At 72.3% G+C, this 13,084-nt stretch carries 11 protein-coding genes; 7 read left to right on the forward strand and 4 right to left on the reverse strand.

The genetic code is table 11. From position 1 onward, the window contains the following. Positions 1-87: 87 nt before the first annotated feature. The 3 genes from hemG (at position 88) to ACIBI5_RS02815 (ending at position 2,947) form a co-directional block, all read left to right on the forward strand. Entirely contained in the window at positions 88-1,485 is a 1,398-nt protein-coding gene (hemG, locus tag ACIBI5_RS02805; protein WP_397242488.1) for a protoporphyrinogen oxidase, read from the forward strand. Next, on the forward strand, positions 1,478-2,179 hold the full coding sequence (hemQ, locus tag ACIBI5_RS02810; RefSeq protein WP_379613830.1) for a hydrogen peroxide-dependent heme synthase: 702 nt from the start codon (positions 1,478-1,480) through the stop codon (positions 2,177-2,179). The genes hemG and hemQ overlap by 8 nt, the downstream gene beginning before the upstream one ends. A gap of 195 nt (positions 2,180-2,374) precedes the next feature. After that, a complete protein-coding gene (locus ACIBI5_RS02815) occupies positions 2,375-2,947 on the forward strand; it encodes a hypothetical protein (RefSeq protein WP_397242490.1) in 573 nt (190 codons plus the stop codon). 184 nt (positions 2,948-3,131) lie between these two features. On the opposite strand, the gene msrB is transcribed toward ACIBI5_RS02815, so the two are convergent. After that, positions 3,132-3,533 carry a peptide-methionine (R)-S-oxide reductase MsrB gene (gene msrB, locus ACIBI5_RS02820; protein WP_397242492.1) on the reverse strand — a complete coding sequence of 134 codons (402 nt, stop codon included), beginning with the start codon at positions 3,531-3,533 and terminating at the stop codon, positions 3,132-3,134. Between the two features lie 531 nt (positions 3,534-4,064). Here msrB and ligD point away from each other — a divergent pair. Beyond that, complete coding sequence (gene ligD, locus ACIBI5_RS02825) at positions 4,065-5,075, forward strand: non-homologous end-joining DNA ligase (RefSeq protein WP_397242494.1); 1,011 nt, start codon at positions 4,065-4,067, stop codon at positions 5,073-5,075. A 65-nt stretch (positions 5,076-5,140) separates the two neighbouring features. Continuing rightward, entirely contained in the window at positions 5,141-5,752 is a 612-nt protein-coding gene (locus ACIBI5_RS02830; RefSeq protein WP_397242496.1) for a glyoxalase, read from the forward strand. Positions 5,753-5,792: 40 nt separating this feature from the next. On the opposite strand, the gene ACIBI5_RS02835 is transcribed toward ACIBI5_RS02830, so the two are convergent. Next, entirely contained in the window at positions 5,793-7,952 is a 2,160-nt protein-coding gene (locus ACIBI5_RS02835) for an alpha-L-fucosidase (RefSeq protein ID WP_397242498.1), read from the reverse strand. A gap of 130 nt (positions 7,953-8,082) precedes the next feature. Here ACIBI5_RS02835 and ACIBI5_RS02840 point away from each other — a divergent pair, with 130 nt between their 5' ends. Next, positions 8,083-10,089 carry an acyl-CoA dehydrogenase gene (locus ACIBI5_RS02840; protein WP_397242500.1) on the forward strand — a complete coding sequence of 669 codons (2,007 nt, stop codon included), beginning with the start codon at positions 8,083-8,085 and terminating at the stop codon, positions 10,087-10,089. Between the two features lie 10 nt (positions 10,090-10,099). Further along, positions 10,100-11,950: a polysaccharide lyase family 8 super-sandwich domain-containing protein gene (locus ACIBI5_RS02845; protein WP_397242502.1), complete on the forward strand. Its 1,851-nt coding sequence runs from the start codon at positions 10,100-10,102 to the stop codon at positions 11,948-11,950. Here ACIBI5_RS02845 and ACIBI5_RS02850 read toward each other — a convergent pair. Both ACIBI5_RS02850 and ACIBI5_RS02855 read right to left on the reverse strand, forming a co-directional pair. Then, positions 11,928-12,596, reverse strand: coding sequence for a class F sortase (locus tag ACIBI5_RS02850; protein ID WP_397242504.1), 669 nt, complete (start codon positions 12,594-12,596; stop codon positions 11,928-11,930). The two genes, ACIBI5_RS02845 and ACIBI5_RS02850, sit on opposite strands and share 23 nt — an antisense overlap. Next, positions 12,597-13,070 carry a hypothetical protein gene (locus ACIBI5_RS02855; RefSeq protein ID WP_397242506.1) on the reverse strand — a complete coding sequence of 158 codons (474 nt, stop codon included), beginning with the start codon at positions 13,068-13,070 and terminating at the stop codon, positions 12,597-12,599. Between the last annotated feature and the right edge of the window lie 14 nt (positions 13,071-13,084).

Here is a 13,084-nt window from a genome sequence, read left to right on the forward strand (position 1 = left end):
GGGTCGCGCCCGGCGCCGGTTCTAACGGAGGCGTCTCGATAGGGTCACGCGTCCGACCGGCCCCGGCAGGCGGTAGCGTCAGGAAGCGTGGAAGGGAACCGGGCGCACGTCGTCATCGTCGGAGGCGGGATCTCAGGGCTGGCCGCGGCGTGGCATCTGCGGCACAACGGCGGCGAACGCGTCAAGGTGACCGTGCTCGAAGGCAGCCCGCGCATCGGGGGCAAGCTGCACGCCTCCGAGGTGGCGGGGGTCCGGGTGGACGAGGGCGCCGAGGCGATGCTGGCCAGGCGGCCCGAGGGCAAGGACCTGGCCAAGGCCGTGGGGCTCGGCGACGACCTGGTCAGCCCCGGCACCACCTCGGCCGCCATCTACTCGCGCGGCATGCTGCGTACGATGCCCAAGGGCCAGGTGATGGGCGTCCCCGCCGACCTCACCGAGCTGGCCAGGTCGGGCATCATCTCGCCGGCCGGGCTCCTGCGGGTCCCGCTCGACCAGGTGCTCCCCGCCACGCTCGTGCGCACGGACGTCTCCGTCGCCGCCTACATCCGGGCCCGCATGGGCGCCGAGGTCCTCGACCGGCTGGTGGAGCCGCTGCTCGGCGGCGTCTACGCCGGGCGCTCCGACATGCTCTCCCTGGAAGCCACGATGCCGGGCATCGCGATCGCCGCCCGCACGGAGCGTTCCCTGCTCGGCGCCACGCGCGAGATCGTCGGGGACGCCCCCAAGGCGGCGGGGCCGGTCTTCAACTCGCTGCGCGGCGGGCTGGGCAGCCTGCCCGAGGCGGTGGCCAAGGCCTGCGGCGCCGACATCAGGACCGGGGTGACGGTCAGGGAGCTGCGCCGTACCGAGTCGGGCTGGCAGCTGGTGACCGGGCCGGTGCCGCGGCCCGAGGTGATCGAGGCGGACGCGGTGATCCTCGCCGTCCCCGCCGCGCCCGCCGCGCGGCTGCTGCGCGAGGAGGTCCCGAAGGCCGCCGCCGAGCTGGCCAGGATCGAGTACGCCAGCATGGCCATCGTCACCCTCGCCTACACCCCCGACGCCTTTCCCGAGCTGCCGACCGGCAGCGGTTATCTGGTGCCCCCGGTCGAGGGGCGGCCGGTCAAGGCGGCCACGTTCAGCTCCGTCAAGTGGCCGCACCTGTCCGACGACCTGCTCATCGTGCGCTGCTCGGTGGGCCGCATCGGCGAGGAGCACCTTCTGCAGCGCGCGGACTCCGAACTGGTCTCGCTGGCCACGGCGGAGATGGCGGAGGTGATGGGGGTACGCGGGCTGCCCGTGGACACCCGCGTCACCCGGTGGGGCGGCGCGCTGCCGCAGTACAACGTGGGCCACCTGGATCGGGTGGCCAGGGTTCGCGCGGCGGTGGCCGTGCAGCCGGGGCTCGCCGTCTGCGGCGCGGCCTACGACGGGCTCGGGATCCCCGCGTGCGTCGCCACGGCTCGCACGGCGGTCGCCCGGATACTGGGAGAATTGACACATGACTGAGGGCGCGCAGAGGCCGAAGGCCCGCGATCTTAACCAGGTGATCCGCTACACCATGTGGTCGGTGTTCAAGGTCACCGAGCCGTGTCCCGGCAACCGCGAGGGGCTGGCCGACGAGGTCACCGAACTGCTGGAGCAGGAGGCTCGCAAGGGCGTCGTCACCCGCGGCCTCTACGACGTGGCCGGGTTCAGGGCCGACGCCGACTACATGTTCTGGTGGCACGCGGCCTCGCCGGAGGACCTGCAGGACGTGTACTCGCGCTTCCGCCGCACCGGCCTCGGCCGGGGCAGCGAGCCGGTGTGGTCGGCGATGGCGCTGCACCGGCCGGCGGAGTTCAACAAGTCGCACATCCCGGCCTTCCTGGCCGAGGAGGAGCCGCGGGGCTACGTGTGCGTCTATCCGTTCGTGCGTTCGCTGGAGTGGTACCTCCTGGACGACGCCGAGCGGCGGACGATGCTGGCCGAGCACGGGCTGATGGCCCGCGACTACCCGGACGTGCGGGCCAACACGGTGGCCTGCTTCGCGCTGAACGACTACGAGTGGATGCTGGCCTTCGAGGCCGACGAACTGCACCGGATCGTCGACCTGATGCGGCACCTGCGGGGCGCGAAGGCCCGCGAGCACACCCGGATCGAGATCCCCTTCTACACCGGCGTCCGCAAGCCGGTCGGCGAACTGGTCAACGCGCTGCCGTAGGCGGTATTGCCCGGTGCCTTCCGACGGGCCGGGCAAAACCTCCATCTCCCGTACCTGATCTCCTGGTTCTTGCCACAATCGTGAAGGAAATCCCTTGGGAGCGGGGGTGTACGGGTGGCACGTTCCAGAACTCCCGGAAGACACGGACGGCGGCGGGCGACGTCGCGGTGGCCGTGGCGGGCGGGAGCAGGTGGGGTGGCGCTGGTGCTCGGGATCCTGGCCGGGTGGTTCGCCCTGGAGCGCCCGGATGCGGGCGGAGCGGGGGCGCTGCCGTGGTCGGCGCCCGCCGCGGCCGGCTCGACGAGCAGGTCAGGGGCCGGCGCGGGAAGGCCGGTCGTCACGGACCGGCCGGCCGCGACAGACCGGCCGGTCGCGACGGGCACGCCCGTCGCGACGGGCGCGGCGAGTCAGGCGAGTGTGGCGGAGCCCTCCGCGATCACGGCCGAGGGGCAGCACACCGACAAGAAGGCGGCCGAGCACTTCCGGACCCGCTGGGGATCCGGCGACCCGGCCGTCAAACACCTCAAGGACATCCGCACCGTCGGCGGATATCTGCGCATCTACACCGATCTGCCGGAAGAGGCGGACAACTCGAAGAAGGCCCTCACCCTGTGCGAACGCGGCCTCGACTACCTCCGCGAGCAGGGCGTCACCGACCCCGTGGTCTTCGTCCAGGCGGAGTTCGGGGAGAACGGCAACCCGATCCTCGCCAACATCCTCGGCCCTGCCGACACGACCTGCCGTGTCACCCATCCCGACACCGACTGAAACCCGTGGGGTGCTGCCCTGGGGCTCAGCGGACACGGACGCGGGTTTTGAGGCAAACCTCGCACCGCTGCGTGATGACGCGGCCGATCGCCTCAATCGTCACCCAGCGATGACGAAAATGGACAAGGCTCACATAGATTTCCCTACCCGCGCCGGGCGGTCGGTACGCGCTGTCGCCAGCTGATCACTCGGTGGGTTCGAGCCTGAGCGAGACGGAGTTGATGCAGTACCGGTCGTCGGTGGGCGTGGCGTAGCCCTCGCCGTGGAAGACATGCCCGAGGTGGGAGTCGCAGCGCGCGCAGCGCACCTCGGTGCGGACCATGCTGTGGCTGTGGTCCTCGATCAGGGTGACGGCATCCGACTCCGACGGCTCGAAGAAGCTCGGCCACCCGCAGTGCGATTCGAACTTGGCCTGCGACCGGAACAGCTCCGCCCCGCACGCGCGGCAGGAGTAGACGCCCTCGGTCTTGGTGTCGACGTACTCGCCGGTGAAGGGGCGCTCGGTGCCGGCCTCGCGCAGCACGTGGAACTCCTCGGGCGAGAGCTTCACTCGCCACTCGGCCTCGCTCTTGACCACCTTGTCCATGAGTCCAGCGTACGAGATCCGGCAAAAAGAGATCTCCGCAGGGGGAAGCATCCTTTCTGGGGCGAATCTGCGTCTTTATCAGTATGGGGGGCGTCATCGCCTCCTGTACTGGGGTGAGATCACCCGTCTGGTCGTCCGAGCGGCACAGCCCACGCCCGTGCTGGCGTCGCCGACGACCGTAAGGCCGGCCGGGCGACGCGCCAGCGCCCGGAACGGTGTCGAGTGATCTTCTGTCCGTCCGTCGAGCCCCCGGTCCCGCCACCGGCCGGGCTCCGGACGGCGCCCCTATCTTGTTCCTCTTCGTGGTTCTCTGTCGTGCCGGTCTGTTTTCACAGCGAGTTTCCGTTACGGCGAGCCGCCCCCACCGCCACCCGCCGACGCGGGCGGGCGCCGATCGCCGGGATCGCTTCTCACGTCGGACAGATAGCTCGCCGCCACGGCCCTTCCTTGACCACCTGGCCGGGAACCCGCTCCTGGTGACCGGTGCTTGGTGCGGGCTTCTTGACGGGGGCGGCGAGTATGGTCGTGGGCATGGCATCGCCGTACATAGAGCTTGAAGTCGGAGAGCGGATCGTCAAGGTCACCAACCCCGACAAGGTGTACTTTCCCGATATCGGGATCACCAAGCGGGAGCTGGTGGAGTACTACGTCAGCGTGGGCGAAGGCGCCCTGCGGGCCATGAAGGATCGCCCCACCAACCTCAAGCGCCATCCCGACGGCATCCAGACCGAGGCCATCTATCAGAAGCGCATGCCGCCCAAGCATCCCGACTGGCTGCAGACGGCCACGGTCACGTTTCCGAGCGGGCGCAAGGCCGACTCGCTGCGCGTGACCGAGGTCGCCGCCATCGCCTACTGCGCCAACCTCGGCACCATCGACTTCCACCCCTGGCAGGTGCGGGCCCAGGACGTCGAGCATCCCGACGAGCTCCGCATCGACCTCGACCCGCAGCCCGGTCTGCCCTTCGACGCCGTGCGGAAGGCCGCGTTCCTCACCCGGGAGGTGCTCGACGAGCTGGGGATGACCGGGTTCGCGAAGACGTCCGGCAACCGGGGCGTGCACGTCGCCGTCCGCATCCAGCCGAACTGGGACTTCATCGAGGTGCGGCACGCCGGGATCGCCCTGGCCAGAGCCGTGGCCGACCGCGCGCCCGACCTGGTCACCACCGCCTGGTGGAAGGAGGAGCGGGGCGATCGGGTGTTCATCGACTTCAACCAGAACGCCCGCGACCGCACCGTCGTCAGCGCCTACTCCGTCCGCGCCCGCCCGGAGGCGCTCGTCTCCGCCCCCGTCACCTGGGACGAACTGGCCGACGCGGAGCCCGCCGACTTCGACCTGCGGACGATGCCCGCCCGCTTCGCCGACAAGGGCGACGTCCACGCCGCCATCGACGACCAGGCCCACCCCCTCGACCAGCTCCTGGAGTGGTACGCCAAGGACGACCGCGGCGACATGCCCTACCCGCCCAACTACCCGAAGATGCCCGGCGAGCCGATGCGCGTCCAGCCCAGCAAGGCCAGGGCCAACAAGGACAAGGACTAGCGGGTCGAGCGCATCGAGCAGGAATCGAGAAGCGGGCCCGTCCTGGCGCGCCTAGCGTGGGGGCCATGGCCTACCTGGAATTCGTCACCCTAGAGGTGCCCAACCCCGCGGACGCCGAGCGCTTCTACGCCGCCGCCTTCGGCCTCGACGACCGGCTGCGCCTGCGAGCCTCGGACGCGCCCACGTCGGGCTTCCGCGGCTTCGCCATGTCGCTCGTCGTCGCCCAGCCCTCCACCGTCGACAGCCTCTACGGCACCGCTGCCGATGCCGGCGCCAAGACCCTGAAGCCGGTCGCGAAGTCCCTGTGGGGCTACGGCGGCGTGGTGCAGGCCCCGGACGGCACGATCTGGACGATCGCGAGCTCGTCGAAGAAGGACACCGGCCCGGCGACACGGAAGATCGACGCGGTGGTGCTGCAGTTGGGCGTGCAGGACGTGGCGGCGAGCAGGCGGTGCTACGTCGAGCACGGATTCGAGGTGACGAAGAGCTACGGGGGCAGGTACGTCGAGTTCTCGCCGCCGTCGAGCCCTCTCGCGCTGTCGCTCTACAAGCGCAAGGCTCTGGCCAAGGTCTCCGGCGTTCCGGCCGAGGGGAGCGGGTCGCACCGGCTGGTCATCGGCAGCGACGCCAAGCCCTTCACCGATCCGGACGGCTTCGTGTGGGCGCCGTCAGCCTGACCCCAGGCCGTCCGCCTTGTGGTTTCGGCGAGGACGAGGGTTAGCGCTCGGGGGCCGTTCTGTAGAGGGCGAAGTGGGTCAGGTACGGCTGGGCGCGGTGGGCGGTGACGCGGAGGCGGAACTCCTGCCCGGTTACCGGCTCGGCCAGGGTGAGGATGCGCTTGTAGCCGATCGTGCCCGCGGCGGCGATCTGGCGCCAGGTGCCGTCGGCCTGCCGTACCTCCACCACGGCGGACTCGACCTGCTGGCCGTGGCGGATGTCCTCCGCCAGGACGACCTTGTCGACCTCGTGTGGGATGGGCAGCGTGATCTCCAGGGGGCCGGTGACCTTCCAGGAGGTGTCCCGGTCGCCGTCCAGGGCCGGGTGGCCGGTGGGCTTCGCGCCGGTGGCCAGGTTGAAGGGGAACTCGCGGTCCAGTCTGGCCCGCCACTCGCGGAGCCTCGCCACGTCGGCGGCGGGTAGCCTGCCCTCTGTGTCCGGGGGGATGTTGAGCAGCAGGACGGCGTTGCGGCCCACGGACGTGAGGTAGATGTCCAGGAGCTGGTCGGCCGTCTTGGGCTGCTGCTCGGGGTGGTAGAACCAGCCCGGGCGGATGCTGACGTCGACCTCGGCGGGCCACCACTGGAGGTGGGTGGCGGTGGCGGCGGCCTCGGTGATGGCGGTGCGGCTGCCGGTGTCGGGGCTGCTGGGGAGGGCGGCGTAGTCGAGGTGGGCCTCGCCGGTCAGGCGGATGGGGATGGGGCTCCACTCGTTCTCGCGGGCCAGGCCGCCCTCGTTGCCGACCCAGCGCACGTCGGGGCCGGCCACGGCGATCGTGGCCTGGGGCGCCAGGTCGCGGATGAGGGCGTACCAGCTGTCGAAGTCGTATGTCTCGGTCTTGCCGGGTGGGATGCGGCCCAGCGAGCCGTCGAACCAGACCTCGTCCACCTGCCCGTACCCGGTGAGCACCTCGTGGAGCTGGTTGAGCATGTACGCGCCGTAGTCGGTGGCCTCGTAGGTGCGTGTTCTGGCAGGAGGGCGGGTGTCGCCTTCGACCGGGGTGGGGATGCTGCGGGGGGAGCGGGGGCTGCCGTTGGCGTAGACGCCGCGGGCGTAGGAGTTCTCGTCGGCCGGGGAGATGTACACGCCGACCTTCAGGCCGTGCTCGCGGGCGGAGTCGGTGAAGGCGCGCAGGACGTCGCCCCCGCCGTCGCGCCAACTGCTCGCGGCGACGGTGTGGGCGGTGTAGCGGGAAGGGTAGAGCACGAAGCCGTCGTGGTGCTTGACGGTGAGGACGGCCAGCCCGAACCCGGCCGCCTTCAGCTCGCGGGCCCACTGATCGGTGTCGAGGCCGGTCGGCTGGAACAGATCCGGGTCCTCGTCGCCGTAGCCCCACTCCTGGCCGGTGAAGGTGTTGACGCCGAAGTGCAGGAAGGCGGTCTGTTCGAGGCGTTGCCAGTCGTACTGGCGCGGGGTGGGCCGGAGCATCGCGGCCTTGGCCACCAGTGAGGCCGGGTCCTCCGCCGCGCTCACCGGCAGCCGCCAGCCTGGCTCCAGGCCGCTGGTCGGGAGCGTCCCTTCGTCCGTGGCCGGGGTTCCGATCCGCCCGGCGGGGAGGAGGCGAGGCGCGAAGGCGCCGGTGAACGGGGTGGCTACGGCCCGGCTGACCAGCGCCTTGATGCCGTGGCCGGAGGACGACGGGTGCGCGTCGTTGCCCAGGCCGATGGTGTCGGCGAGCTTCGGGGCCCTGGCCTCGGGCGAGGTGACCGGGGGGAGCGGGGCGCCGTCCAGGTACGCCCGCAGGGTCGCGCCGGCCGGGGCCGGCTCGTAGGCGAGGGCCACGGTGTGTTCCCTGCCCGGCTCGGGGGCTTCCACCGTGGCCTTGACGTCGGCGAAGCCGTACTCCATCTCGGTGGCCGTGCGGTGGCGGAACCAGATGCCGCCGCCGATGGACAGGAGAGTGGCCGACGCGTTCTGGGCCGGGTCCGGGGTGTACGCGGCTTCCACGGCGATCGGGTGGTCCACGGTGGCCGCGCCGAGCGGTCGCGCCGGGTGGTAGGTGAGGCCTTCCGCACCGCCCTTCAGGCGTACCCCGGCGCCGATCTCGTGTTCCTCGCCGCCGGTGCGCCTGGTCAGCTGCCCTGCGGCGACCTCGCCGGTGGCCGGGGTGTAGCCGGTCCTGGTCGTGAACGATCCGCCGAACCCGACGTCCAGCACCATGCTTGCCCCTTGCTCCATCAGAGGTCGGATGACCGCCGAGATCGTATGCGGGTTTCTGCGTGGTTGGCCAGAGTTGCCGACAGATTCGTCCAACCTTGAACGCGACCGAACAAGGTTCTAGAGTCGGCCCATGAGCATCGGACTGACCGAGGAACACCGGGCGCTGGCCGAGTCCGTACGCGGGCGGGCCGGACGCGGGATCGACCGGGCGGCGCTGGCGCGGCAGGGCCTGTTCGGCGTCCACGTGCCGGAGTCGCACGGCGGCCAGGGCTTCGGGCTGCCGGAGCTCTGCGTCGTGCTGGAGGAACTGGGCCGGGCTCGCGCCGGCGGCGCCTTCCTGCCCACCGTCCTGGCCGCCGCCGCCCTCGCCGCCGGCGACCCCCTGCTCGACGGCCTCGCCGACGGCACCCTCACCGTCACGGTCGCCCTCTCCGGTACGGCTACCGCCCTCGGCCCCGCCGACGCCGATCTCTTCCTCGTGCCCGTGGACGGCGGCTGGGCACTGCTCGACGGTTCGTCCGTCACCGCCGACCCTCTGGAGGGCGTGGACCTCGACCGCCCGCTCTGCGCGGTGACCGTGACCGAGGTGCCCGCGGGGCGGGAACTGGGGCCGGTGCCGGTCAGGGAGCTGGCGGCCGTGCTGCTCGGGGCCGAGGCGTGCGGCCTGGCCGCCTGGGCGGTGGACACCGCCGCCTCCTACGCCAAGGTCCGCGAGCAGTTCGGGCGGCCGATCGGGCAGTTCCAGGGCGTCAAGCACCGGGTCGCGGCCGCGCTGGTCGCCCTGGAGCAGGCCCGCGCCGCCGTCTGGGACGCCGCCCGTGCCCTCGACACGGCGAGCAGTACAGAAGCGGATGAGGTGGGGCTCGCGGTGGCGGTGGCGGCGGTGCTCGCGCCCGACGCGGCCGTACGCTGCACCGCGGACGCGATCCAGGTGCTGGGCGGCATCGGCTACACCTTCGAGCACGACGCGCACCGCTACTACCGCCGCGCCCTGTCCGGCCGCATGCTGGCCGGCGACCCGGGCGAGTGGAGCGAGCGCGTGGCCCGCCTGGCCGCGGCGGGCACGCGGCGGGCCATGGAGCCCGACCTGCCCGAGGAGGCGGCGGCGCTGCGGGCGGAGGTCCGGGCGCAGGCGGGGGAGCTGGCCAGGGAAGAGCCTCTCGCCCGGCTCGGCCGGTTCGCGCGGGAGGGCTGGATCATGCCCCATCTGCCCAAGCCGTGGGGCCGGGCCGCCACCCCGCTGGAGCAGGTCGTCATCCACCAGGAGTTCCGCGAGCTGAAGCGGCCCAACCTGGGCATCGCGGCCTGGGCGGTGCCCTCCATCGTCGCCTACGGCACCCGCGAGCAGCAGGAACGTTTCCTGCCCAGGACGTTCACCGGCGAGATCGTGTGGTGCCAGCTGTTCAGCGAGCCCGGCGCCGGCTCCGACCTGGCGGGCCTGTCGGCCAAGGCCACCCGGGTGGAGGGCGGCTGGTCGCTGAGCGGGCAGAAGATCTGGACGTCGCTGGCCCAGTACGCGCACTGGGGCATCTGCCTGGCCAGGACCTCCCCTGACAAACACCGGGGCATCACGTACTTCCTGGTCGACATGGCCACGCCGGGCGTCACCGTCCGGCCGCTCAAGGAGATCAACGGCGAGGAGATCTTCAACGAGGTCTTCCTGGACGACGTCTTCGTCCCCGACGACCTGGTGGTCGGCGAGGTGGACAACGGCTGGAAGGTGGCCCGCGACACCCTCTCGCACGAGCGCGTCGCTCTCGGCGACTCCTGGGGACCCGGCTCGCAGCACACCGACATGATGCGGCTGGTCACCGCCCGCGACGGCCTGCGCCCGTCGCAATGGGAGCAGGCCGGGCGGTTGTGGGCGGAGGGCCAGGCGATCTCCGCCCTCGGCCTGCGGGTCACGTTGTCCCAGTTGTCGGGCGGCGGCACCGGGACCGCGGCGAGCGTACGCAAACTGCTCGGCATGCGACACGCGCAGGCGATCTCGGAGTTCTGCTGGTCGGTGGACCCGTCCAGCCGCTACTGGAACCGCATGATCCTCACCACCCGCGCCTTCACCATCGGCGGCGGAACCACGGAGGTGCAGCTCAACATCATCGCCGAGCGCGCGCTCGGGCTGCCCCGCGACCCTTAGAGTGATCGTCGTGAGTGAGGCCGCCGACACGATCCGGGCGCGGCTGCTGGCCGCGCTGCACCGCGAGGCCGGGCCGCCGCCCGCCGCGCCGGGCCCCGACGGCCTCTGGGCCGACATCGACTACGCCGACCTGGACGTGACCATCTGGGCGCCGTTCGAGCATCTGGTCAGGCTCAGGGCGCTGGCCCCGGCCGAGCCGGAACCGGCCGGGCGCGCGCTGGACGCCTGGCTGCGGATGGACCTGCGCTGCCCCAACTGGTGGTACGACCAGCTCGGCGCCCCGCGCGTCCTCGGCGACGCGGCGCTGCTGCTGGGGATCGCGCACGACCCGCGGCTCACCCGGATACTCGGGCGGGCCGCCGTGACCGGGATGACCGGCCAGAACCTGCTCTGGGCGGCCGAGGTGGTCATCCGCCGCTGCCTGCTCGACGGCGACGACGAGGGGCTCGCCGAAGCGTTCGGCCAGGCCGCGACGCTGCTGGTCCCGAGCGAGGGCGAGGGGATCCAGCCCGACCACAGCTTCCACCAGCACGGCCCGCAGCTCTACTCGGGCGGCTACGGCCACAGCTTCGCCGTGGACATGGCGGCCCTGGCCACGCTGGCCTCCGGCACCCCGATGGCGATGCCGGAGGAGGCGATGGAGGTCCTGGCGGCCTACCTTCTCGACGGGCAGCGCTGGATGATCCACGCCGGGCGCTACGACATCGCCTGCATGGGCAGGGAGAGCACCCGCGAGGGCAACGCCGCCCGCGGCCCCGCCCTGGAGGCGGCCGCCAGATCCCTGGCAGCGGGCGGCGGGCCCCGCGCGGAGGAACTGCTGCACTTCGGGCAGGGCCCCGGCACCGGCGCCCGCTACTTCTGGCGCTCCGACTACCTGGCCGTCTACCGTCCGGGCTGGTCGGCGGCGGTCAAGACCTCCTCGACCCGCACGGTCCTGTCCGAGGCGGGCAACGGCGAGGGCCTGAGCGGGCGGCACCTGTGCGACGGCGTGACCCACCTGTGGCGCACCGGCGAGGAGTACCACGCGCTCTGGCCCGTGCAGGACTGGCGCCACCTGCCGGGCACCACCGTCGCCTACCGGGGCGGGCCGCTGCCCGCCGCCGACTTCGGCCAGGACACCGGCGGCTCCGACTTCGCCGGCGGCCTCACCGAAGGCCCCTACGCGATGGCCGCCATGCACCTCGACCGCGACGGCGTCCGGGCCCGCAAGTCGTGGTTCTTCTTCCTGGACGAGTACGTGGCGCTCGGCGCCGGCATCACCTGCGCCGACCCGGACGTCCCCGTCCACACCACCATCGACCAGACCACGCTGACCGGCGAGGTACGCCTGGCCGACGGCACCCTCCACCACAACGGCGTCACCTACTTCTTCCCGCACCCGGCCCCGCTGACGGTCCGCTCCGGCGCACGTTCGGGCAGCTGGGCCGCGGTCAACCGCTCGCAGTCGGCGCGCGAGCTGTCGGCGGACGTCCTGGAGATCTGGCTCGACCACGGCCGCGCCCCCTCGGACGCCTCCTACGCCTACCTCGCCGTCCCCGGCCCGCCCGCCGACACGCTGACCGCCCCGCGCCCGCTGACCGTCCTCGCCAACACCCCCGGCATCCAGGCCGTACGGCACAGCACCCTCGACCTCACCCAGATCGTCTTCCACCGCCCCGGCACCCTCGCCCTGCCCGGCGGCTCCATCACCACGGACCGCCCGATCCTGGTGCAGGTACGCGGCCCGTCGGCCCTGTCCGCCGCCTGCCCCTTCGGCACCGGCGGCCAGGCCAACCTCACCCTCGACCACCACGGCACCACCCGCGAGCTGGCCCTGTCCCTGCCGCCCGGACCGACCCTCACCCTTCCGGCCGCCCGCTAGATCGCGGGTAGTACGGGGCGGCCAGGTGGGCGTAGACGATCGTGTTCTCCTCGTAGCTGCCCGCCCTGGCGTCGAAGGCGCCGCCGCAGGTGACCAGGCGCAGGCCGGGGTAGGCCAGCCTGCCGTACACCTTGCGGGTGGGGAAGCGGGTCTTGGGGGTGTGCTCGACCCTGTCCACCAGGAACACCGCCACCGACCGGTCGGCGCGCAGCACCTGCACCTGGTCGCCCTTCCTGACGTTGCGCAGGTACGCGAAGACGGCCGGCCCCGTCCGGGTGTCGAGGTGGCCGGTGATGACGGCGGCGCCGCGCTGGCCGGGGACCGGGCCGTAGCGGTACCAGCCGGCCAGATTCGAGGGGTTGAGCGGCGGGTTCTCGATGGCCCCCCGGGTGTCCAGGCCCAGCTCCATCAGCGGGGCGGACACGCCGATGGAGGGGATGTAGACGGCGGTGGGGCGGGCGGGCTCCATCGGGGCGGCGATCCGGCCGCCCTTGGGGATCTTGATGTCGCGCGGCGGGGCGGGTGTGGCGGCGGCCGGGGCCGTGGCCGGGAGCGGGGTGAAGAGGCCGTTCAGGCCGAGGGCGATCAGCGCGATCCCGGCCAGGGAGACGGCGCCCGCCCCGGCCAGGATGAGCTTCTGGGCCAACTACGCGCCGCCCTTGCGCCGCCGTACCGCGAAACCGGTGAGACCCGCGCCCGTCAGGAGCGCGGCGCCGCCGACGGCGAACGGCCAGACCGCGCCCTCGCGCGCCAGCCCGCCGGCGCCCGTCTCGGGGTGGCCGTCGGGGACCCTGCGCTCGTCCTCGTCCACGGGCTTCCACGGGTGCTTCGGCTCGTCCTCCTGCGGGGGCGGGCCCTCGGACCAGGAGTCCTGCGGCTTCGGCTCGCCCGACCAGCTGTCGACCGGGTTCGGGGCCGACGACCACGGGTCCTCCGGCTCGCCCTCGCCCGAAGGCTTGTCGCAGGGGATCAGCGGGAGCGGCAGGCAGGTGGAGACCACGGTGGCGGCTTCCGATCCGGTCTCAGCGGCGGCCGTGCCGATGCCCGCGGCGAGGCTCACCCCGCCGATCACGAACGCCACCAGGGCTCCGGCGGCTGCGAGTCGTCGCGCTAATGCCATGGGCCGAGCCTCGC

Source organism: Nonomuraea sp. NPDC050540, from assembly GCF_044457485.1.
GTDB lineage: Bacteria > Actinomycetota > Actinomycetes > Streptosporangiales > Streptosporangiaceae > Nonomuraea.